The following is a 21639-nucleotide window of genomic DNA, read 5'->3' as shown; positions in this document are numbered from 1 at the left end:
ATTGGCAAATTTACGGCTGAAAACACAAATCAGAGAGTTTGGGTTTTACGTTTGTAAGTAAATAACAATCATTAGCAGGGACGACTATGATTCAGAAAGTTATCAAATCCGACGAAGAATGGCAGAAAATTCTGACGCCGGAACAATATCGGGTTGCCCGGGGAAAAGGTACCGAACGTCCTTTCTCTGGCGAATACTGTGAAGCACATGATCCAGGTATTTATGCCTGCGTTTGCTGTGGTACCGAGTTGTTTGAGTCGACAACAAAATTTGAGTCTGGTACCGGCTGGCCTAGTTTTACGGAGCCTATTGAGGAAGATCGGATTCGGCTGGAGAAAGATTACAGCTATGGGATGTTCCGGGTTGAAGTGTTGTGCAATGTATGCGATGCTCACCTTGGCCATGTATTCAATGATGGTCCTCCACCCAATGGAATGCGCTATTGTCTGAACTCCGTATCGCTCGTATTGAAGCGAACGGCTGATTCTGAATAAGTATAAGATGGATTTTGATTTTATGGATTCTTTTGATAGTCAGTATGCTAGAGCCAGAAGAATCCATAGAATCAAAAGAATCTACCTTGCCATAACTGCTTATACCTTGCTAATGGTCGTTGATAAGTGAAATTTGCGTCAGATGAAACATGATTAACTTTATATGAATCATAGGAAGTGGCTGGTAGTGCTGTTCGCAGTTGGGTTGCTGGCAAATCCGGTGCTTGCGCAAAAAAATGGTTCATATATACCGAATACACTGGTTGCTCATCCACTCAGTCTCTCAGCAACAGGGTCGAAAATCAGGTACTACAAGGATGATCACAACTCATTTACAAGAGTCCCGCCACCAGACATTTTTCTAAAAAGGAAAGATCCATCCGGACGATTAGCAATACCAACGGCTCAGTTCATTGTTACGTACACGAATTTTACTCCTCAGGCGCAAAAAGCGTTTCAGTACGCAGTAGACATTTGGTCTACACTGATTGTGTCTTCTGTCCCTATTCGAATTCAGGCTAACTGGATATCAGATGTCCCCAATTTATTAGGGTCGGCTGGGCCGACTTCATACCGGTATAATTTCGATGGAGGGCAGAAAGCGACGGCGTTTTATCCAATTGCTTTAGCTGAAAAAATAGCTCATAAGGAGTTAAACAACCCCGCTGAAGCAGATATCATTGCCGATTTCAACCGGAATAATGAATGGTATTTCGGCACTGATGGGCTAACGCCCGAAGGACAAACGGACATGGTGACCGTGGTTTTGCACGAACTGGCGCATGGATTAGGCTTCATTGGTTTTTTCAACGTCACCGACTTTCCGGGCGATATGAACGACGGGCAATACCTGGCCGCTTTGCCGTCGGTTTATGACTGTTTTATTGAAACAGGTGGAGCCGGTGGCCCGAAAAAACGATTGGTAACATCGCAGGATGATTTCCCAAATAACTCTATTCCACTAAACCGTCAGTTAACCGGTAATGACCTATTCCTGAATGGAACGGTTTTACAACAGACAAGAGGATTGAAACTTAGAATTCATGCGAAAGCCCTGTTTTCCAGGGCCTCTAGTATTTATCACCTAGATGAAGATACCTATCCACCCGGTGATGTCAACTCGTTAATGACTCCAAAATTAGGCCTTGCTGAATCGATTCATTCGCCTGGCATTAATGTACTGAAATTCTTCTCTGATCTGGAATGGAAAACGACATCGGTGTTGCACGATCCGATAGTAAGCACCGAAGACGCTAAAGATCTTGTGTTTAGCACCCGCATCATTAGTGATACCACATTGATCGCTGGTTCAATGCGTTTGTTTTATCGAAAGAGTGCGCCAACAGCCACGGATTCAGTAGCTACAGCCGTTAGCCTAACTCGTGTTGGAACCACCGATACCTACCAGTATACGTTACCTGCTGCCCAGGCGCAGGGGAGTATCTGGTATTATTTTCAGGCACAGGACGCGTCGGGTCGGACGTTTAGTAACCCTGGTAAACAACTTTGGGGGGCACAGATTTGGAACCATGTTCAGATTGGACCAGACAATGTGCCACCTACCATTCAGTATGCACCATCGAAAACCAGTATTTTTTCGACAACCGTCGCCGACAGTTTACCCATCTACGCTCGTATTGCTGATGACCGGGCTGGAATTTCCAGCGCCTATGTCGAGTATCAAATCAATGGCGTGACTCAGCCAACAATTCCATTACGCTATGACCAGTTGACTATTGGTAATTATACATACGATAGTATTTACGTTAACCAAATTAACTTCCCAGCGAACTCACTTAAAATAGGGGATAAGGTCGCATACCGGATCGTCGCGCAAGACAACTCTCGTGCTAAAAATCAGGCTGTTAACCCTTCTGCTGGTTTCTATCAACTTACGGTTGTAGCACTAAAGGCTGCACGCGATCAATACGTGAATACGTTTAATGATGCATCGACCGCCAGTGATTTCTCGGGTTTTGGGTTTAGTATTACGACCCCACCCAGTTTCGGTGATGGCGCAATTCACTCGGAGCATCCCTACCGAAACGGCAATGATTTTCAATCCCAAAGCAACAACGAATATGTGTTGTTAACGCCAATTCGAATAAAAGCGAATCCCGACAGTGCCTTTATCCGATTCGATGAAATTGTGCTGGTTGAACCGGGTGGTACGGGTAGTCATCTGGGCGATACTAATTTTTATGATTATGTTACTGTTGAAGGCTCCAGTGATAATGGGCAAACCTGGGAACCACTGGTGGATGCCTATAGCGCGAATACTCGACCTGAATGGTTAACTGCCTACAACAGCGATTTAGTGACTGGTTTATATAATGAGCGAAACTCAAAAGCGGGCGGCTTTCCAGCAATGTATCGACGCCGTGAAATACCGCTACTAAATCAGGCAAGTGGTTTTAAGGTGGGTGATCAGATTCTGATTCGGTTTCGGCTATTTGCCGATCAACTATCGTACGGATGGGGGTGGGCAATTGATAATTTGCTCATTCAGGCTCCTCCTCCGCCCCCAGTTTTGGCTGAAGAACCCATTCGGGAAGGTTCTTTCAAGCTATACCCAAATCCGGTTAGTAGCGGTGTTATGCAACTAGAAGCTGAACTCTTAAAACCTTTTGCCGAAGTGGGCCTTACCATTATCAGCGTTACCGGACAATCAATTCGACAGTTGACCCTAAAGGCAACTAGTAAACAGCTCAGTGAACAACTCGATTTAAGTCAATTACCGACGGGCTTGTATTTGTTTCAATTAAAATTGGGTGACTCAATACTGACGAAGAAGGTTATTATTGCGAAGTAATTCACATAAGTCTGTGTATGAAAGTCTTATTGCCACTCGCCTTTATCTGCTTTGTTATAGGATGTTCACCTGCCCACCGAATCAGCCGCAATCTGCAGACAAATCCGATTTATACCGACCATTTTACGGGTGTTGCGCTCTTTGATCCCACTCGGCAGAAAGCTTTGATTCAGTACAATGCCGATAAGCCTTTTACCCCGGCGTCGAATACCAAACTATTTAGTTTCTATGCCGGACTATTATCGCTACCCGATTCGCTACCCGTGCTGCGCTATGTCACGAATGGCGATTCGCTAATTTTCTGGGGCACTGGAAATCCATTACTACTTCACCCAGATTTACCCGATACGAGCGCGCTGGCTTTCCTGCGGAATCGCCGGGAAAAACTATTTTTCTCCCCTACGAATTATACAGGTCCGCGTTTTGGTCCTGGTTGGGCGTGGGATGATTACAACGATGATTATTCTCCTGAATTAGCGCCATTACCTATTTATGGTAATGTTGTGCGATTTCGAAATGGGTCGCGGTCCGTCGTTGCGGTGAGCCCCCGCCTATTTGTGGATAGTGTCCGTATTTCTGCCGATGCTAAAGCGGTTAACGGTGTTAAACGATCTGAATTTAGCAATCAATTTGTGAATATGGGATCAACTACTACTAAGCCGAGCCGACAGGATGTGCCGTTTCGATGGTCGGCTGAGTTGACGGCTCAACTCTTAGCCGATACATTGCACCGAGCTATTAGCGTTATACAACGCCCCTTAACACCGATAGCCCGGTTGTTACGTGGCTCTTCGACGGACTCGCTTTACAAACGAATGTTGTATGTAAGTGATAATCAGTTTGCTGAGCAGGTATTATTTATGGCTTCGGCCGAGCGAGGTTTGCCAGATCTTATGCCGACAGCAGAACTACATAGAGTGGCAGATAGCATATTGCATTTACCCGCTGCATCGGCCAGATGGGTTGATGGGTCGGGATTATCGCGCTACAACGTTTTCACACCAAACGTATTGATTGATTTACTCGGCCGAATTTATGCGAAAGTGCCTCAGCAGCGGTTATTTGCCTTGCTGCCAGCCGCCGGGCAGTCGGGTACATTGCGAAGTTTAGCTATGAATGGTAAGCCTTACATTTTCGCTAAATCAGGCTCTATGACAGGAGTATATAATTTAAGCGGTTACGTACTAACTAGTTCTGGTAAAATTCTCTATTTCAGCATTATGCACAATAATTTCACTCAGAGTGTCAGCGAAATGCGTCGACGGACTGGCGAGTTATTAAAAGAGATTCATGAGAAATTTTAATGCGGCCATTGAGCTAATGGTTGCACTTTTTGTTGGGCTTTATTGGCTGCTTTATCAGGGATTAATAGTACGGTGAGTGCTGATTTGGTAGTTGCTGGTAGCGTTATCTCAAACCCAACCAGCGTTGTTCCTGGATTGGGCGCATCGTAATCGTGGGGTGGATCGGTAGGCCAGGTTTTTAATGCTACATGGGCGGGTTCGTTAACCTGGAGAATTAGCTTTTTGCCATCTTTCGTCAACTCGGCTTTGTTGCCACCGATCAAATTAACCGTAGCCGGAGTGAGCATCGTCCACCGAACGGTGGTTTCGGCGGGTGTCGTTTCGAGTTCATCCCGAACGACAACATAGGACTTGTCCACGATGGCGATACCTCTGTTTATTTTTGCCAATGACTCTTTGTAGACATCCGTTAAGTCGGTAGTCGCATTCATGAACAACGGGTCATTTGAGTAATTTGTGATGGCCGCTTTTCCCGCAACGCGTTGCAATCCGTTGTTTATCGTAAGTGTGTTGTGTACGAAATTGTTGTACCGAAAAATCTGCCAGCGTTGCGAATCCTGCTTACTATTCCATAAATCCACGCCTTTCGATTCCAGCGATTCGTACTCCTGCATCCCGAAATCCATTGCCCAGCGCACGCCATCAGCTTCCATTACAAACGAGCCAATGTCCATGTGGGCGTGGTTTACCGACGGACTTCCGGCTTTTAGTCCTACATAAATCGCAGCCGGATCGGACCAGGAAGTACGCATGAGTGCCACCGGATTTCGGCCCTCACCAACCCACATTGTAGACTTGGGTTCGCCAATAGCATTCATACCTACTCCGTTGCTCCAGAGCATAATAGCTGGCAACAGGCGATTTTTGACGTGCTTCTTTGGATCATTCGTCTGCAAGCGATTTCGCTCTACCCACAATAGAGAAGGATCTTTCGATTTCTGAGCGAACCAGAACATCGCAGGCTGCAACTCACCACTCAGACCCGAATCGGAGTAGTTAAAGGCATTACCCGACGGACCGGTCATATTCTCCAGATAACCAGCGGTTTTCAGAAATCCCGGTTGATTAATTAAGCCGAAATCAGTTCCGAAAGCTTTATCGACAGCGCTAACGAGCATCACATTAAAGCTGGTGCCGTAACCCCAATAGCTGTACCCTTCCGGGTAAGCACCATTGGGGCTATAATCGCCCATGGGCAGCACAACCGAATCGATAGCTCTATTGATAATGGTCTTAGCCAGTTCGGGTTGATCTTCATAAATAGCCAAGGCGCCGTAGGTCATACCTGCATTACAAACCTGATTCCAGTTGTGAGTGGCTTTTAGCCAGCTGTTATATTTCGAATCCAACGAGGGTTCAATTCCTTTTTTCAGAATGGCTTCTTTGATGATGGAGCGCGACTGTTCCGATAAGTCGTTATAAAGCCAGTCGTACCCAATAGAGACGGCCATTGTCATTTCGGCTACATCCAGAAAGTGCGTTGGATTCCAGTCTTCAAATGCCGATAAGGCGAGTAGTTCCTGTTCCGCACGTTTCAGGTATTTTTCCTGATGCGTAAGCCGCCAGGCATAGGATAAAAAGAATACCCTGCGGAGACCTTCCCGAGATTTATCGAGCAGGCGTCGCCCAATCTTTATTCGCTCCAGAGTGGGTTTATTCAGCAACGCATCGCATTCCGTAAGAATAGCCTGGTGCAGATTATTCCAGGTTTTATCGGCGTCAATCGTGCGCTTAATGGCTTCTTCTTCGCCTTTAAGCAACAATAATCGTGGGTGACCGGGGAGTTTATTGGTTGAGGCCAGATGATCGACCTGGGCTAAGGCAACAAAATGAACAAAAAGAAACAGGAGGGATGTAAGCCGAAGAAACAATAGGTTCATAACGAGTTATACGTTTGAGTAGGTTGCTTAAGGAAACCTAAAACGCAGAAGTCATTAAAATGACTCGTTTACTATCTTATCGTGCTCAGTAATACCATTATTGCTTGATAAGCTGGTATATTGGATAGCTCACGGCAATAAAGGCAACGGCATATAAACTACTCGAAAAATCACCGATAACGACGCCTACCAGAAAGGCCAGCGAGGCAATAAGTAATGTCCAGGTTGTAAAGGGATAACCCCATGCACGAACGGGTCGAGCGAGTTCAGGTTCAGTTTTGCGTAGTTGGATCAACGCACCAAAGGCCGATGCGTAACAGAGTACAAAGAAAAACGTAGCGATGTCGGAGAGCTTGCTGTAAGTATTGGTCAGAATCATGAGCGTAGACGCGCCTGCTGTGAGAATAGTAGCATACGTGGGCGTACCTCCTGAGTTCACATGCGTAACAAACCGAAAAAATAGCCCATCGCGTCCCATCGCGAAAATGACGCGCGGGTTAAACATGATTTGTGCATTGATGATGCCCATAATCGAGATCATCAGCAGGAAAGTTACGACCTGCGCACTTCCTGGGCCGAATAAGACTTGAACAGCATCAGCAGCCGGAAGCTTTGAACCGGCCAGTGTTTCTACAGGAAGTACATACAGCAGGGCCAGATTGACCAATATATAAATGCCGATAATGAGCAAAACTCCGCTCATCATCGAGCGAGGCAGATTACGGCTAGGATCAACGTCTTCTTCGGTGAAATAAGCCGCTGTATGCCAGCCATCATAAGTGTAAAAAATGGATTGGAGTGCAGCCAGAATACCTATCCAGACACCACCTTCGGCTAGTGGACGAATATTCGTAGCAGAAACGGCTACTGGCTGATCGGGTGTTACAACAAAGCATACGACCACAAATAGCAGTAAGCCAACACCTTTCAATACACTCATCACCTCTTGCGCCCGGCTGGCCAATTGTACCCCAATAGAGTGAAAAGCCACAAACGCTACCAGAATGCCAATGGCAACAACCTTTTGATAATCAGCGGTTGATGGGAATAACAAGGCCGTGTATTCGCTCATGACTGCTGCACCAAACGCCATTGCCGACACGCTGCCAAGCCAGCTACTGATGCCAATAATAAACCCGGCATAGTTGCCAAATGCACGTCGGGCATATACGTACCAGCCTCCTGCCTTTGGCAACATCGTTCCCAACTCCATTACCGATAGAGAACCGGCTAATGCATATACCCCAACAATCAACCAGACAGCGATAATAAGCGTTGGATTGCCGATATCCTGCGCAATAGGGCCAGGTTTGCGAAGAATACCTGTACCAATGGTACCACCAATAGTAACAGCAACGCCAAAACCGACGCCTAACAATTTTTTGAGTTGATTCTGGGCCATAATCCGGCGGGTAGGAGAGGAGTGGTATTCTACAATAATAGCGAATAAAATCTGTGAAAATCCGCTATATCAGCGTCATCTGCGTGCCAACTCTGTTTTTTCGTAAGTTTGTTGATATGAGAATCCTCCTGATGCATCCATACGTGCTGGTCTTTGTAGGTGGAGGTGCTGGGAGTTTGGCGCGTTATATTGCCGGGCGATTAATTCCGGTAACACTCACCAGTTCGCCATTCCCAAATGCTATTCTGTTTGTCAATGTGGTGGCCAGTTTTGTGTTAGGTGCCGTAATTGGCTGGGCAATTAATCGGTCGGTGAGTGAGGAAGCCCGTTTGTTTATTGGCATAGGATTTTGTGGTGGATTGAGTACCTTCTCAAGTTTCAGCTACTATACCGTGGTGTTGCTGCAAAATGGCCGTATTGGTGCTGCCTTGCTGAATATCGGCCTAAATGTCGTACTCTGTTTATTGGCTTCAGTAGGTGGACTTTGGATTGGACAAAAACTATAAACCGATGAGAACGTGGATTGAGAAGAAGCTATCCGATTTGGTTGTTTTCTATACAACAAACTGGCGCATCAGCTCGATCTCGATTCTATTTTTATTACGCATGAGTGTACTTGATTTAGAGGCCCAGGAGTTATCGCGTCAGCTGCATGATGCGCACGAAACGTACAAAGAAAAAACGTTTACCCATCGTCGATTTAAGCACAAGGATATTCTGCCTTTGCTAAATTCATTAGGCGGACCGCTGTCTGTTAGTCAAGTGGGGGAATCGCTGGAGAAGCGATCGATTCATCAAGTGCAAGCCGGAACAGGGCAAACAAACGTGTTGCTATGGAGCCAAATGCATGGCGATGAAGCCACTGCCACGATGGCGATGTTCGACATCTTCAACTTTCTACAAGCGAAAAATGATGGTTTTGATGAGCTGCGGCAGTCAATTCTGACTAACACGACCTTATATTTTGTGCCGATGCTCAACCCAGACGGAGCTGAGCGTTTTCAGCGTAGAACGGCTACCGACATCGATATGAATCGGGATGCCCTGCGCCTGCAAACTCCCGAAGGGGCACTCCTCAAAAACCTTCAGCAGACGCTTATGCCCCTCGTTGGCTTTAATCTGCACGATCAGAATCCACGCTACAGTGTTGGTAAAACCGGGAAGCAGGCTGTTGTATCGTTTCTGGCAACCGCCTATGATGAAGATCGAAATGTCAACGACGTTCGGCAGCGGTCGATGCAGCTCATTGTGGATATGAATCGGGCCTTACAACAATTTATACCGGGTCAGGTCGCTCGGTATGACGATGAGTTTGAACCACGCGCTTTCGGAGATAACATTCAAAAATGGGGAACCACGCTAATCCTGATTGAGTCGGGTGGGTTTAAAGGTGACCCGGAGAAGATGACCATCCGACGATTGAACTTTGTTGCGATTCTTACGGCACTGAAGTCCATTGCCGATGGATCGTATAAACAGGAAAACAGCGCAGAGCAAGTAATTACCCAGTATCAGGCTATCCCCGAAAATGGCCGGGCTTTGTTCGATGTACTAATTCGAAATGCCACGGTCATGCGCGAAGGCCGACCTGTAATCGTGGATGTAGGTATCAACCACCAAGAGATCAATACGAAAGCGGCAGACGGATTTTACTATAAAAGCACCGTTGAAGACTTGGGCGATCTGTCGACGTTTTATGGATTGGATGAAATCGACGCCACCGGCCTGACGCTGGTTCCGGCTTATGTCTATGCTGATTCTCTTGACTCTGCTGCCGACTTGGCCAAGCTTGATCTACCAAACCTCCGACGTGATGGTGTGGTGGCATTTAAGGTACGAAAGGCACAAAAAGACAATTTTCCCAGTCAGGGAGTGCATTTACTTTATGAAGGAGAGCTGCCTGCTCAGCCGCTTGAATTGGAGCAAATACCCACGTTTCTGCTTAAAAAAGGAAATAAGATTCAGTACCAGTTCGTCAATGGCTTCTGGAAAACCAATCAGAGCGACGGCCAAAATGGTGTGATCGACTAGGTGTAATGCAAGCGTAATAATGGCGTAATATTGGTGTAATACTAGACGGCTACCTTTGATGGAAATTAGTTTGCACATCGAAGCAATCTATCTAATTCTTCATATTGGTGTCGCACGAAAGGCCAGGGCTTTGTTCTGGTTTTTTCTTTTTTAGAAGCTGTACTGCCGACTGTTCCGGCCGGTAGTACAACGCAAATCGCCCGACTAAGCAGTCGGGCGATTTGCGTAAGGAGAAAGGGATAAAGCTTAGAACGAGTACCGTGCGCCAATCTGCATTTGCCAACGTGATCCCAGCGGATCAATCGAATACGGAGCAGATGGGGCAGCCCATGTATAGGTTGGGTCGCCAGTGCCAGGGTTGGTTGCCCGTGTCAGACCAATTGAGGCAGTCGAGTTAAACGTGTTAGGCGAGAAGTAGGAATAGCCCAATTTTTTATCTAGCAGATTCAGGAAGTTAATGATGTCATAGCTGATCTGAATCGACTGACGACCTTTCAATTTAAACTCGTGCAGGAAGCGCAGATCCATCGTGTTGTTCCAGGGTGTACGTCCGCCATTACGTTCGGTAAAGGTGCCTTTGCGCGTTTTCAGGTACGGATCTGATTCAACAAAGGCCATAAAGTCAGCCGCTTGTGTTCCTGTTGGCAGCAGTTGCTGAGCTTCGGTAAGGTCCTTCGGAATGTAAGCTAAGCTGTTGGCCTGTCCTGTACCATCGATAGTTGAGTTAACATATCCCCAGGAAAATGGTGTGCCTGATTGCAGCGAGTAGAATAAGGTAACGGTCGTTGCATTATGAGGATTCCACATCTTGCGGTAATTGACCGTACCTACAATCCGGTTCCGAATGTCGAAGTTTGAGTAAGCTAGCTGAGGATTGTTTGGGTTCAGCGATTGGTTCAATTGCCAGTTCGATTCCATTGAGTTCCGTATACCATTGGTGATGTCGTATGACTTACCGTAGGTGTAAGCTGCTGAAAAACCGAAGCCAGCCGCGTAGTTCTTCTGGATCTGAGCTGTCAAACTATACCGATACCCTTGATTGGTGTTCGACAGCATATAAGCGTTTGCAAAGTTATTGTCGATACGTTGCGCACCGGCAGTTCCATTTGCCGCTACATAAATTGGCTGCTGGTGCTGCGTGTCATAGCTGTAGTAACGAACCACATCTTTGGTGTTGACCTGCTGGAATTTCAGATCCTGAATCACTTTCGTATACAACCCTTCAACGGTGAGTTTGTAACCAGCAACCGTGTAATCGACAGCGACGTTGTTCCGGAACATCTGTGGCATTTTAAAATTGTTGTCAATCAAGTCAACCTGGGTCCGGGTTACACCGCCGTTAGCTGGGTTGTTGTTGATCAATAAGCCACCGTTTGGTACCAGCGGATCGCCCACTAGTTTGGTCGTTGCTGTAGCATTGTTGTTGAAGTCATATGCGCCATAACCCACACCGTTGTTATAGAACGCATACCCTAACCACGCAAACGGAATCCGACCGGTAAACAAGCCCGTTCCACCCCGAATAACCACACTCTTGTCGCCGTTCACATCGAAATTAAAGCCTAAGCGAGGTGAAATCTGAACGTTATTCAGGTAATTGTTCGTGATCTGATTCAGGGGAGTGAAGCTGTAGGTAGTACCCATGTTGGTTGGATCACCCGCCGAGCCCGTTACCTGTGAGCTAAGTGTTGGCTTGTTTGGCAATCCTGTGTAGTCGAAACGAATACCGGGCGAGAGTTTCAGACGATCACTTAGTTGAATATCATCCTGCACATAGAAACTCATCAGGTTAACATTGAAGTGAGCGTATGGATTGTTAAACTGATTATCCAGATCGTTGCTAGCGTCGCCGAACGGATAAGAACCCCGAACTCGGTTTGGTAATTTGAGTAAGAAATTATCAACTCCGTTTCGAGCAGGTGTATTCGAAGCCGCAATAGCAGCGGTACCTGCATACGAAATACGTCCATTAGGTGAGTTGACAAATCCGTAGTCGATTGTATAAAATTCGTTGTGCGTACCTATTGTAAACGTATTTTTTCCTAAGTAGAATGTGAAGTTATCGGTTACCTCAAACGTTTTCTGACGCAGGTTAAAAACCGATGCTTCCCGGTCATTTCCTAAGAAAATCGTACCTCCGTTATAGGCGATTTCAACTTGTGGAAATGAACGAACATTCGCTAAGGTATTTCGGAAATCATGAACACTCGAATAACCCAAAATCAAACTGTTGGAAGCCCGACCACCAAACTGACTTTTTAATTCAGCAACCGTGCTGCTTTGATTGTTGGTCTGTTTGAAATCAATGCTACCGAAGCGGAAGTTTTGAGCATCACGCTCTAAGTTCGTCGCTTCAGAAAACACCGTGTTGTTACGAATGCTTAACTGGTTTTTGTCATTGATATTCCAGTCAAGGCGATTGAAAAACTTCGTGCTTTTAGCATAAATCGAATAATCCCCGTACGATCCAGCGTCAAGGCCGTAGTTCGTTTTAACAAAATCACTGATTTGTTGCGCTACGGCTACGTCTTTAATAAGCGAGCTTGGCGAACCGGCCTGAAACTGAACAGGGTCTTGCCGGCGAGTAATTTCTTCATTAGTAAAGAAAAACAGCTTATTCTTTATCAGTGGTAAGCCCACCCGAACACCCGTCTGATACTCATAAAAGGTACTAGGGAGTTTTTCTTTCGCGTTCGATGCGCCATTCCAGGCACCAGTCAGAGCGGCATTGCGGGTGAATCCGTATACAGACCCCGTTACATCGTTGGTACCACTGCGAGTTACAGCGTTTACCGAACCACCCAGAAAGTTACCCAGCCGTACATCAAAAGGAGCCACAGCAACCTGAATGTCCTGAATAGCGTCCAAGCTAATTGGATTAGTACGTGTACTGGAACCCGGTTGCCCCGATGTACCCGTAGAGCCACCTAGTGAAGGGCTAAAGCCAATGGCGTCGTTGTTGATAGCGCCATCTACCGTTACGTTATTATACCGGAAGTTAGTACCAGCAAACGAGTTGTTATTATTGACCTGGGGCGATAAGCGGGTCATATCGGTCAGACTCCGCGAAATAGTTGGTAATCGACGGATGGTCTCACCGTTCACGTTAAGACCTGCTCCCTGGCGTTCGCCTTCGCGATTCGCTTTCACCACCACTTCACTGAGTTGTGTGCTCGCGTCCTGAAGCGTGATATTAAGGTTGGTAGTTTCTCCCAATTGGAGCATTACATCGCTACGGGTTTCAGTTTTGTAGCTTACATACGTGATAACGATTTCGTAAGGGCCACCCGCGTTCATGCTATTGATCCGGTAACGCCCGTCAATATCGGTAACGGCTGCGTATTTGGTACCGGTTGGCGTGTAAACCGCTTGTACGGTTGCTCCGACTAAGGCCTCTTTTTTTGCATCGGTAACATGGCCGCTAAGTCCGCTGGTTGTTACCTGTGCCCAGGAGTACGAACTGCTTATAAAAAGAACGAATACAAGTAAAGCTGTAGAAACAAATAATTTCATTTGCGAATGAATTGGTGTATTTCGGTGCAAAATTCACGGAAATACCTACGCAGTCTGTTAGGCAAATGTTATGAAACGATGATCTATGATTAAGGATTTGTTAAGGACATACTGCCAACTGTAACCTAGTGTTAATGAACCTTGCTCAGAAATTTTTGTCTGATTCACGAAAAGAGCGGTATAGAGTGGTTAAATTCACAGAGTTAATAAATTCTATGTTACTTCTGAGTTATATATACGTCCAATACCCAAGTAAGTCGATGAACTTTTAGGTTGTTTGCGAATGTTCGGCATTAAACTTGTTGGATATGTATTTGTAGGCCTGATACAGGTACTGTATTCGAAACATTTTTTAATGAAGATTCGATAAGTTTTGGCTGAACGTTAAGTACTTACTAATTTGCCCACGTGCATCTAAGTAGTACCTGCCAAAGTAACTGGCAAACCCATTTCTACAACTCACCTAGTCACCGTAACAATGATCTCTAAGAAAGCGAAGTACGCCATCAAGGCGCTTAAAGTTTTAACTGAAGAGTACGGGAAAGGCCCCGTCCTGATTTCGTACATTTCAGCGAAAGAAAATATTCCCAAAAAATTCTTAGAGGCTATCCTCCTGGAACTCCGTAATCATGGTATTCTACAAAGCCAAAAGGGGAAAGGCGGTGGCTATTTGTTACGTGTTGATCCGGCAAGGGTCAATCTGGCGCAGGTGTTGCGGGTAATTGATGGGCCAATTGCACCAACTCCTTGTGTATCGTTTAATTTCTATGTGAAGTGTGACGATTGCAATGACGAGGTAACCTGCGCATTACGACCTATTATGGAACGAGTACGGGATGCGAACCTCGGAGTTTACGAAAATACAACGTTGTTAACGTTTCAGAACCCTGACTCGCTCGAAACAAAAGAAATTGCTATTGGTGCCAACGTTGCCGAACTGGTCGAGTCTCCAGCTAATCGGATGACTGCATAAAGTTAGTATAGTAAGAGAAATAGGTGGAGTAAGTGGCTGACGCGAAAGCAATACACTCGCGTCAGCCACTTACTCCACCTATTTCTCTTACTATACTAATAACCGATAACTTTTACGCTGGTTGATGTTCTTTCCGCAGTAGATCGTTAACTGTTTTAACCGGGTTGAACGTAATCAGCGGCACTTCTACAAAAATCGTATTCCAGTCGGCCATCGCGCCATTCCACAGGCCGGGCAATTCCTGCGCTTTGAGATCCTTTCCATCTTTTGATTTTGCCGTAATAAAGCCCGTAAGCGGATCACGGAAAGCGGGTAAGTCGTATTTACGACCATTATGATCTTTCAAACCGCATACTAAATCAACCGGATTGAAATGCGTCGCTTCGTCGAAAATGGCTTTCTGGGCTGGGTTTCCTAAATCAATCTGAGCCGACTCAACTACTTGCAAGGAGACTGAACCATCCTGATTCCTAGCCCAGAACGGGCCACCACCCGGTTCGCCAACGTTTTTCACCATGCCACAAGCGCGCACGGGACGATTGAGTTTCCGACGGAAGTAGTCTACCTTTTCTTCTTTGGATAAACCTTCGAATCCCTCCGGAGGGAGCGTAAATAGTGTACGGCGGAAAAGCTCATCCGCTTCGGCCAGATACCCATCACTTATGTCGTCGCTGTCCAATAGGCCCTGTATACGGGCAATCTGCTGCTGGGCATCGAGCAATACTGTTGCCAATACTTTCTTATAGGTAACCGTTTGCTCCTTAATTTCATCGGGAACAACATTGTCAATGTTTTTGATAAAGACAATGTCGGCCTGAATATCATTCAGATTTTCGATCAGCGCACCGTGACCTGCCGGGCGGAACAACAGCGATCCGTCAGCATTCCGGAAAGGAGAATTGTCCGGATTTACCGAAATCGTATCAGTCGATTTTTTCTGTTCGGAGAATGTAATGTCGAACGTAACGCCCAACCAGGCTTCATAGTCGGCTTTCTGATCGTGAATCAGTTGTTCAAAACGGTCGCGATGCTCTGGTGAAACGGTAAAGTGAAGTTTAACTAACCCATCCGAATTGGCGTAGGCAGCACCTTCTACCAAATGTTCCTCTACGGGTGTACGAGGACCATCGATATACTGGTGAAATTTGAGTAGACCTTTGGGTAAACTGCCATACTCAAGACCTTCGTCGGTTAGTAGAAATGTTAAGACTGTTTTTCGGTCATTCTCCGCAACGGCTTTGTCTAAATCCTGGCCTTTGGCTGCCATCGCGGCTTTTAGGTCTTCATAAAAAGCAAAGTCAGTAATTCGGGCGAATACTTCATCGACCGATTTGTCGGACTTGCCATCCAGAGCAGCAAATAAGGATTTAAACATCCGGGTAGCGGCCCCTGATGCCGGTACGAATTTGACCAGATCGCGTTCGTGAGCAGCAGCATCGAACCGATGAATATAATCTGGTATTTGTTCTTCAGCGACTCGAACGATACCATCACCAATGGTAGCGGCTTTAATAACGTTTAGATACGGGAAGCCATTGACGAAATAGTTTATCTGTTGGTCAATCTGGTCGAGCGATACGCCCTGTACCAGAATCTGGTCCTGATCCTGCTCAGTAAATGCCATAGTAATAAAAAGGAAAAATAGCGTTAGGAACGGGTGGCAAATTGGGTATTTCAGAAATATGACGCAAATCAAATTACTGTAAAATCAGATGAGATACAACTTCACCAATCACCTGATTCACAATTCTGCCATTACTTTTGTCCTTTTCTTATACGCCAATAGGTTGCCATGAAATTAATTGCCTTCGATGCCGACGACACTCTATGGGTTAACGAACCAAACTACGTAGATGTTAAGGAGAAATTATGCGAACTGTTGTCGCACCATATTGATCAGGAAACGCTTACGCTACGATTCTATGATGCGCAGATTAGAAACCTCCATGTATTTGGATACGGCGCTAAAAGTTTCATTCTCTCGATGATTGAAACGGCAATCGAATTGACTAATGGCGCTATAACAGGTTCTGAGATTCAGCAGATTATTGATGTCGGACGGAAATTAATCGACTTTCCCATCGAAGTGCTGGATGGAGTGCCCGAGGTGCTGGATATACTCGCCCAAAAATTTGACCTGATGGTATTGACCAAGGGTGATCTCTTCGATCAGGAAAGTAAGATTGCGCGCTCAGGGTTGGGGCACTATTTTAAGCACGTCGAAATAGTTAGTGAGAAAAACGAGCAGGCGTACCAGCGGGTTTTACAGCGATATAATGTCGAACCCACTGATTTCCTGATGATTGGTAACTCACTAAAATCTGATATACTACCAGTCGTTCACATTGGCGGGCGGGCTATACATATACCCTATGCCATTACGTGGGAGCACGAACGGGTAGATGATAGTCAATTGTTGGGCAAATCGTTTACGACGTTGGGCAATGTGCGCGAATTGCTGGACTTAATCTAATGCGTTAGGCTATCAGGTCGTTTATCGTACTGAATTAATGCCTCGACTAAAACCTGATCGGTTAGCTCGTGAGAGGCAATAAAGTTGGCTAAATCCGACCCCATATTGGGCAAAAATCGGCTAAGCGAATATTCCGTAGGGATAATGAACTTAGGTCGTTCCCCCTCTTTCTGGATATATAAATCGCCTGTTAAAATGTACTCAGCAGCAAAACGATCCTCAGGCAAAACACGAGAAGTATATAGCTTCCAATCAATGGGTCTCAGCCGTTTAGTCCATCTACGGAATAGCCGGGTCTTACCATCATATAAAACTTCAAAGTAGGTAACTCGTTTCACCTTCAAGACTTTATACGGATCAGCAATAAATCGTCGACCCTCAAACGTAAACTCATCGGGTAAAGCCTGAACTACGTCGGTGGAATCGTTCAGACGCCAAAATATCTGGTCAAAGACAATATTGTAGGCAATTTTAGCTGGTATTTCACGCTGATTTCTATAAATTAAATAACCCTGATGCCAGATAATATCTCCTAAATAAGGGCTACCCAAATACGTAATTCCTTTAATGGTATCCGTGGTGACTAACCTACCTTTTTTATTATAGATAATGGAGCGTTGTCCAAGACTGGAACTGCACATTAACCAACTACAGATAATGGAAAAGAGTAAGGTAAGGATTTTCATGGTATAGGATTTATTAGCTTTATAATGCTAATAAACCTATTTTGATATATTTTGACCAGCCGAAATGAAAAATTAACCAGCTTTTAAGTAGCTATTAAAAGAAGTATGGGTGACTGAGTTTGCTAACGCTACTCAATGGTAAAATTATCGGCATCCAGATTAGCTGGAAATTTCTCCCGAAAGGCTCGTAACTCATCCAGAGATAGGGTTTGGTGATGCACGATTTCCGTATCAGATTGCCGAAACAGCACTTCACCTTTGAAGTCAATAACCGCAGAGTCGCCAGTATAGGGGTGCCCGTTAGCGTCTTGTCCAACTCGATTGACGCCAACTACATAACTCAGATTTTCAATAGCGCGGCCTTGTAGCAATATATTCCAGGCATTGCGCCGGGCGGCTGGCCAGTTAGCGACGTAAAGCAATAAATCGTAGTCGAAATCGGTAGAATTCGCCTGGTGGTTACGACTCCAGACAGGGAAACGGAGGTCATAGCAAACAAGTGGGCAAATGCGCCAGCCTTTCCACTCTTTTACAAGTCGACGTGTTCCGGCGGTATACGTTTTGTCCTCGCCAGCCATGCGGAACAGATGGCGTTTATCATACGTATCGAATTGACCATCGGGTTGCATCCAGATTAGTCGATTGAAATAGCCGCCTTTCTCCTGCACCACATAACTACCAGTCACTACCGCGCCCGTTTGAGCCGCCATTTGCTTCATCCATCGAAAGGTCGTCAGGTTCATGGGTTCAGCAACAGCACGAGCATCCATCGTGAACCCTGTTGTGAACATCTCAGGCAGAATAATCAGATCGGTAGGCTCCGATAGATTGAAAATACGCTCCTCTAACATTGCCCGATTGGCCACAGGGTCATGCCAGTAAAGTTCGGTTTGGAGGAGCGTAATGTTCATGGTGAAGTTGGTAAAAATAGATGTAGTGAGTGAAAGTATGTGGAGTAAGTACATTACCGTAGTGTCAATACGAGTGATTCATTATACTTACTCCACATACTTTCACTCACTAAACCTACTTCACTTATTTAGGAAATTTCATTTTATACTCCGCATCCGTTTTGCCCTTCGAAATGTCGGCTAATTTTTTCTTGATGAGCGTCCGACGGATAGTTGGCAGGTAATCGGTGAATAGCTTACCATCGAGGTGATCGTATTCGTGCTGGATGATCCGGGCGGCCATTCCTTCGTATTCCTCTTCGTGTTCGTTCCAGTCTGTATCCAGGTAGCGAATCACGATAATTTCGGGCCGGAACACTTCTCCCCGAATGCCCGGAATACTTAGGCAACCTTCTTCAAAGCCCCAATCGTCGCCCGCTTCCTCAATGATTTCGGGGTTAATGAACACTTTTTTAAAGCCAATCAGACTTTTATCAATGTCTTCTTCGGGTTCGTCTTCATTGAGAGGCTCACCGTCTACAACGAACATCCGAATGCTTTGTCCGATTTGCGGAGCTGCCAACCCCACGCCTGATGCTGCGTACATCGTCTCGAACATATTCTCGCTCAACGTTTTCACGTCGAGGGTATTGGGGTCAATATCTTTGGCTCGCTTCCGTAAAACCGGATCGCCGTAGGCAATAATTGGGAGAATCATAATCTTTATGAAGAGTGAAGGGTGAAGAATGAAGAGTGAAGAATAGGCTGACGCTTGATTTTATTCTTCACTTTTCACTCTTCATTCTTCACTACTTTTTGCTTTCCATATATGACTGAAGAATAATAGCCGCGCTTACTTTATCGATATTACCTTTCACGCGTCGATCCTTTTTAGTGCTTCCGCCCGCAATCATGGCTTGTAAGGCCATAACGGACGTAAACCGTTCGTCATGCCAATAAACCGGAATGTCGGGCAAAGCGTTCTGCAAATGCGTCACGAACTTCCTGACTCTGGGCGTGTTATCGGTGTCCAGACCATCCAATCCTTTCGGAAGGCCAACAATAAAAGCTTCGACTGGCTCCCGAGCGACATAGGCTTTCAGAAACTTTAATACTTCGTGCGAGGAAACTGTTTCCAGTGCCGACGCAATGAGTTGTAAAGAATCCGTAACGGCGATACCCGTACGTTTCATGCCATAATCGATTGCCAGAAGTCGTGCCATTGTAGAGGCAAAGGTACGAAGGGTGTTGGCAAGGGGCAAGGAGCAGGGAGCTTGGTGCAGGGAAAAAAGCTCGTTGTATCTCAGTTTATTCCGTGCTTCGTGCTCCCCGCACCGAGCTACCAGAACGCCATGCTTCTACATCCTGAACTGTATCTAAATCAATGGCAGCTAATGGGAATGGAATTTCAGCACAATCGCCAGCATACTGTTTAATAAGTTTACGGGCACCCATGTCGCCTGATAGGTTCATAAACTCGGGACCATAACGTATGTCAAACAAAGCCGGAACGCCCAGGTGATCAGCTTCTCCGTAGCGGCAGGCAACGATTCCCCGGCCTGTCTGCTGCTGACGGGTAATTAATTGCCGGAGCAAACTGGCTGTCACGTAAGGTTGATCGGTCAGAACAACCAAAAAGAAATCGACCGCTATATCTGCTAGCGTATTCACGCCGACTCGTAGCGAGGAAGCTATGCCTTCTTGCCAACTGGGGTTCAGCGCAATACAAACAGGTAAATTAAAAAGCTCGGGCTGAATCTTCTCCTGATTTGCCCCTAAAACAACAATCACTGGGCCAGCCTGTAGCGATAAAGCCGCATCGGCAATTTGCCGAACAAGTGTTGTACCATTGTCTGTAAGCAGTTGCTTGGGTTTGCCACCTAATCGGGTAGACGCCCCAGCGGCCAGGATAATTGTGACAATGTGCATGCTTAAACGGCTGTATCGAGGCTCATGGGATCGGAATCAACCATCGTCTGACGACCATGATTCAATGAATTGCCCGACAGCCTTTCGTGAATAGGGCCAGATTTATTCTTCAGGAAACCTGCTGCTCCTTTCGTGAAAAACGCTTTGATTTCGGCCATAATCGCCAATGCGATTTCATCGGGTGTTTCGGCTCCTAAATCCAGACCAATAGGCGCGTGAACTCGATTTAGAGATGATTTACTGAAGACTAGTCCGTCTTTCACAAATTCGGCCTGCATCTTGTCGAATCGTTTTCGTGGGCCTAATATGCCAATATAAGGCACATCGGTAGCGAGGAGCTTTTCCAGTACAGCCTTGTCGTAGTTAAAATTGTGCGACATGAGTACGGTGGCTGTGCGATTGGTAATGGTAAGTTGGTCGATAACCGCTTGTCGATCAGCATACAGGACACAGGTAGCGGCTGGGAATCGTTTGGGCGACAGGTGGGCTATGCAATCATCGGTGACGGTTACCTGCCAGCCAAGTTCGCGGGCTAGTTTGGCTACGGGAATTACATCGTAACCAGCACCAAAGATGACCAACTCAATGCCCGGATCAATTCGCTCAATGAATAGCTCGGCATTACCCGACAAAACAGAGTAGGAGCGCGTCAATGGCTTGCCTGTACTGAACACCCGTTGCATGTCATCATATAGCCAGTCAGGTATCGATTCAGTTGTTTCCTCCGTGAGCATGAACCGATTGCCAGGCACTAAGCCTGTCAAGTCATCACTTTTCAGAACCGTAGCCAGCGCCCGAACGTCGCGCTTCTGGGTGAACTCTTTTAATAACGTAATCGGATTTTGTGGACTGCCTGCTTCAATCGGTTCGATCAGTACGTCAATAATGCCGTTGCAACCAAGGCCGACCCCAAAGCTATTGGCTCCATCATCCATCGTATCGTAAGTGACCACAATGGGTTGTCCATCGAGCATCACCTGCCGCGCTTTTCGCAGGGCGTCGCCTTCCAGACAGCCGCCACTGATTGCGCCTTCCCAGCGCCCATCGTCGGTAATGAGCATACGGGCACCGGGTCGCCGATAAGACGAACCTTCGACCCATACGACCGTTGCTAAAGCCGCTTTCCGCTGGCTGAAATCGACCTGCTCAAAAACCTCAACGATACGGCTTATTTCTTTCATCGGTATTGGTTCCAGGTTTTCAGGTTCCATGCTCCAGATTTAAGTAGATCAATAAATCTGGAGCCTGGAAC

Annotated in this window: 17 protein-coding genes; 7 read left to right on the top strand and 10 right to left on the bottom strand. The window is 46.2% G+C overall.

Going from position 1 to position 21639, the window contains the following annotated elements:
- The first annotated feature begins 86 nt into the window (after nucleotides 1-86).
- From msrB to GO755_RS07350, 3 genes are all read left to right on the top strand, one after another.
- The gene (msrB, locus tag GO755_RS07360) at nucleotides 87-494 is read left to right on the top strand and encodes a peptide-methionine (R)-S-oxide reductase MsrB (RefSeq protein WP_157584065.1); all 408 of its coding nucleotides are present in this window, start codon (nucleotides 87-89) and stop codon (nucleotides 492-494) included.
- A gap of 163 nt (nucleotides 495-657) precedes the next feature.
- The gene (locus tag GO755_RS07355; RefSeq protein WP_157584064.1) at nucleotides 658-3306 is read left to right on the top strand and encodes a T9SS type A sorting domain-containing protein; all 2649 of its coding nucleotides are present in this window, start codon (nucleotides 658-660) and stop codon (nucleotides 3304-3306) included.
- Nucleotides 3307-3323: 17 nt separating this feature from the next.
- Complete coding sequence (locus GO755_RS07350) at nucleotides 3324-4610, top strand: D-alanyl-D-alanine carboxypeptidase/D-alanyl-D-alanine-endopeptidase (protein ID WP_157584063.1); 1287 nt, start codon at nucleotides 3324-3326, stop codon at nucleotides 4608-4610.
- On the opposite strand, the gene GO755_RS07345 is transcribed toward GO755_RS07350, so the two are convergent.
- Entirely contained in the window at nucleotides 4607-6490 is a 1884-nt protein-coding gene (locus tag GO755_RS07345) for a heparinase II/III domain-containing protein (RefSeq protein WP_157584062.1), read from the bottom strand. The two genes, GO755_RS07350 and GO755_RS07345, sit on opposite strands and share 4 nt — an antisense overlap.
- Nucleotides 6491-6587: 97 nt before the next feature.
- Nucleotides 6588-7892 (bottom strand): APC family permease, encoded by a 1305-nt coding sequence (locus GO755_RS07340; RefSeq protein ID WP_157584061.1) that lies wholly within the window; start codon nucleotides 7890-7892, stop codon nucleotides 6588-6590.
- A 116-nt stretch (nucleotides 7893-8008) separates the two neighbouring features.
- On the opposite strand from GO755_RS07340, the gene crcB reads away from it, so the two are divergent.
- Together crcB and GO755_RS07330 are read left to right on the top strand one after the other, a co-directional pair.
- On the top strand, nucleotides 8009-8398 hold the full coding sequence (crcB, locus tag GO755_RS07335) for a fluoride efflux transporter CrcB (protein ID WP_157584060.1): 390 nt from the start codon (nucleotides 8009-8011) through the stop codon (nucleotides 8396-8398).
- Between the two features lie 100 nt (nucleotides 8399-8498).
- Complete coding sequence (locus GO755_RS07330; RefSeq protein ID WP_157584168.1) at nucleotides 8499-9923, top strand: M14 family zinc carboxypeptidase; 1425 nt, start codon at nucleotides 8499-8501, stop codon at nucleotides 9921-9923.
- 246 nt (nucleotides 9924-10169) lie between these two features.
- Here the strand turns inward: GO755_RS07330 and GO755_RS07325 are convergent, their stop codons facing one another.
- Nucleotides 10170-13436: a TonB-dependent receptor gene (locus GO755_RS07325; RefSeq protein WP_157584059.1), complete on the bottom strand. Its 3267-nt coding sequence runs from the start codon at nucleotides 13434-13436 to the stop codon at nucleotides 10170-10172.
- Between the two features lie 478 nt (nucleotides 13437-13914).
- Here GO755_RS07325 and GO755_RS07320 point away from each other — a divergent pair, with 478 nt between their 5' ends.
- Nucleotides 13915-14409 (top strand): RrF2 family transcriptional regulator, encoded by a 495-nt coding sequence (locus GO755_RS07320; protein ID WP_157584058.1) that lies wholly within the window; start codon nucleotides 13915-13917, stop codon nucleotides 14407-14409.
- 112 nt (nucleotides 14410-14521) lie between these two features.
- On the opposite strand, the gene GO755_RS07315 is transcribed toward GO755_RS07320, so the two are convergent.
- Nucleotides 14522-16033, bottom strand: a complete 1512-nt coding sequence (locus GO755_RS07315) for a DUF4301 family protein (RefSeq protein ID WP_157584057.1) — start codon at nucleotides 16031-16033, stop codon at nucleotides 14522-14524.
- Between the two features lie 168 nt (nucleotides 16034-16201).
- Between GO755_RS07315 and GO755_RS07310 the strand changes: the two genes are divergently transcribed.
- Nucleotides 16202-16882, top strand: a complete 681-nt coding sequence (locus GO755_RS07310) for an HAD family hydrolase (RefSeq protein WP_157584056.1) — start codon at nucleotides 16202-16204, stop codon at nucleotides 16880-16882.
- On the opposite strand, the gene GO755_RS07305 is transcribed toward GO755_RS07310, so the two are convergent.
- The 6 genes from GO755_RS07305 to GO755_RS07280 all read right to left on the bottom strand — a co-directional run bounded on the left by GO755_RS07305 (nucleotide 16879) and on the right by GO755_RS07280 (nucleotide 21598).
- Nucleotides 16879-17568 carry a hypothetical protein gene (locus GO755_RS07305; protein ID WP_157584055.1) on the bottom strand — a complete coding sequence of 230 codons (690 nt, stop codon included), beginning with the start codon at nucleotides 17566-17568 and terminating at the stop codon, nucleotides 16879-16881. The two genes, GO755_RS07310 and GO755_RS07305, sit on opposite strands and share 4 nt — an antisense overlap.
- Nucleotides 17569-17696: 128 nt before the next feature.
- Nucleotides 17697-18479 (bottom strand): amidohydrolase, encoded by a 783-nt coding sequence (locus GO755_RS07300; protein WP_157584054.1) that lies wholly within the window; start codon nucleotides 18477-18479, stop codon nucleotides 17697-17699.
- Between the two features lie 124 nt (nucleotides 18480-18603).
- The gene (gene def / locus GO755_RS07295) at nucleotides 18604-19176 is read right to left on the bottom strand and encodes a peptide deformylase (protein WP_157584053.1); all 573 of its coding nucleotides are present in this window, start codon (nucleotides 19174-19176) and stop codon (nucleotides 18604-18606) included.
- Between the two features lie 91 nt (nucleotides 19177-19267).
- On the bottom strand, nucleotides 19268-19681 hold the full coding sequence (ruvX, locus tag GO755_RS07290; protein ID WP_157584052.1) for a Holliday junction resolvase RuvX: 414 nt from the start codon (nucleotides 19679-19681) through the stop codon (nucleotides 19268-19270).
- An 85-nt stretch (nucleotides 19682-19766) separates the two neighbouring features.
- Entirely contained in the window at nucleotides 19767-20387 is a 621-nt protein-coding gene (locus GO755_RS07285) for a nucleotidyltransferase family protein (protein WP_157584051.1), read from the bottom strand.
- A 2-nt stretch (nucleotides 20388-20389) separates the two neighbouring features.
- Nucleotides 20390-21598 carry an XdhC family protein gene (locus GO755_RS07280; RefSeq protein WP_227686881.1) on the bottom strand — a complete coding sequence of 403 codons (1209 nt, stop codon included), beginning with the start codon at nucleotides 21596-21598 and terminating at the stop codon, nucleotides 20390-20392.
- Between the last annotated feature and the right edge of the window lie 41 nt (nucleotides 21599-21639).

Source organism: Spirosoma arboris (genome assembly GCF_009754945.1).
GTDB lineage: Bacteria > Bacteroidota > Bacteroidia > Cytophagales > Spirosomataceae > Spirosoma > Spirosoma arboris.
This window is presented reverse-complemented; position numbering and strand designations above follow the sequence as displayed.

What these genes read in the sequence shown, in the direction of transcription:
- msrB (WP_157584065.1), top strand. Translation starts at nt 87, where the DNA reads ATGATTCAGAAAGTTATCAAATCCGACGAAGAATGGCAGAAAATTCTG.
- GO755_RS07355 (WP_157584064.1), top strand. Translation starts at nt 658, where the DNA reads ATGAATCATAGGAAGTGGCTGGTAGTGCTGTTCGCAGTTGGGTTGCTG.
- GO755_RS07350 (WP_157584063.1), top strand. Translation starts at nt 3,324, where the DNA reads ATGAAAGTCTTATTGCCACTCGCCTTTATCTGCTTTGTTATAGGATGT.
- GO755_RS07345 (WP_157584062.1), bottom strand. Translation starts at nt 6,490, where the DNA reads ATGAACCTATTGTTTCTTCGGCTTACATCCCTCCTGTTTCTTTTTGTT.
- GO755_RS07340 (WP_157584061.1), bottom strand. Translation starts at nt 7,892, where the DNA reads ATGGCCCAGAATCAACTCAAAAAATTGTTAGGCGTCGGTTTTGGCGTT.
- crcB (WP_157584060.1), top strand. Translation starts at nt 8,009, where the DNA reads ATGAGAATCCTCCTGATGCATCCATACGTGCTGGTCTTTGTAGGTGGA.
- GO755_RS07330 (WP_157584168.1), top strand. Translation starts at nt 8,499, where the DNA reads ATGAGTGTACTTGATTTAGAGGCCCAGGAGTTATCGCGTCAGCTGCAT.
- GO755_RS07325 (WP_157584059.1), bottom strand. Translation starts at nt 13,436, where the DNA reads ATGAAATTATTTGTTTCTACAGCTTTACTTGTATTCGTTCTTTTTATA.
- GO755_RS07320 (WP_157584058.1), top strand. Translation starts at nt 13,915, where the DNA reads ATGATCTCTAAGAAAGCGAAGTACGCCATCAAGGCGCTTAAAGTTTTA.
- GO755_RS07315 (WP_157584057.1), bottom strand. Translation starts at nt 16,033, where the DNA reads ATGGCATTTACTGAGCAGGATCAGGACCAGATTCTGGTACAGGGCGTA.
- GO755_RS07310 (WP_157584056.1), top strand. Translation starts at nt 16,202, where the DNA reads ATGAAATTAATTGCCTTCGATGCCGACGACACTCTATGGGTTAACGAA.
- GO755_RS07305 (WP_157584055.1), bottom strand. Translation starts at nt 17,568, where the DNA reads ATGAAAATCCTTACCTTACTCTTTTCCATTATCTGTAGTTGGTTAATG.
- GO755_RS07300 (WP_157584054.1), bottom strand. Translation starts at nt 18,479, where the DNA reads ATGAACATTACGCTCCTCCAAACCGAACTTTACTGGCATGACCCTGTG.
- def (WP_157584053.1), bottom strand. Translation starts at nt 19,176, where the DNA reads ATGATTCTCCCAATTATTGCCTACGGCGATCCGGTTTTACGGAAGCGA.
- ruvX (WP_157584052.1), bottom strand. Translation starts at nt 19,681, where the DNA reads ATGGCACGACTTCTGGCAATCGATTATGGCATGAAACGTACGGGTATC.
- GO755_RS07285 (WP_157584051.1), bottom strand. Translation starts at nt 20,387, where the DNA reads ATGCACATTGTCACAATTATCCTGGCCGCTGGGGCGTCTACCCGATTA.
- GO755_RS07280 (WP_227686881.1), bottom strand. Translation starts at nt 21,598, where the DNA reads ATGGAACCTGAAAACCTGGAACCAATACCGATGAAAGAAATAAGCCGT.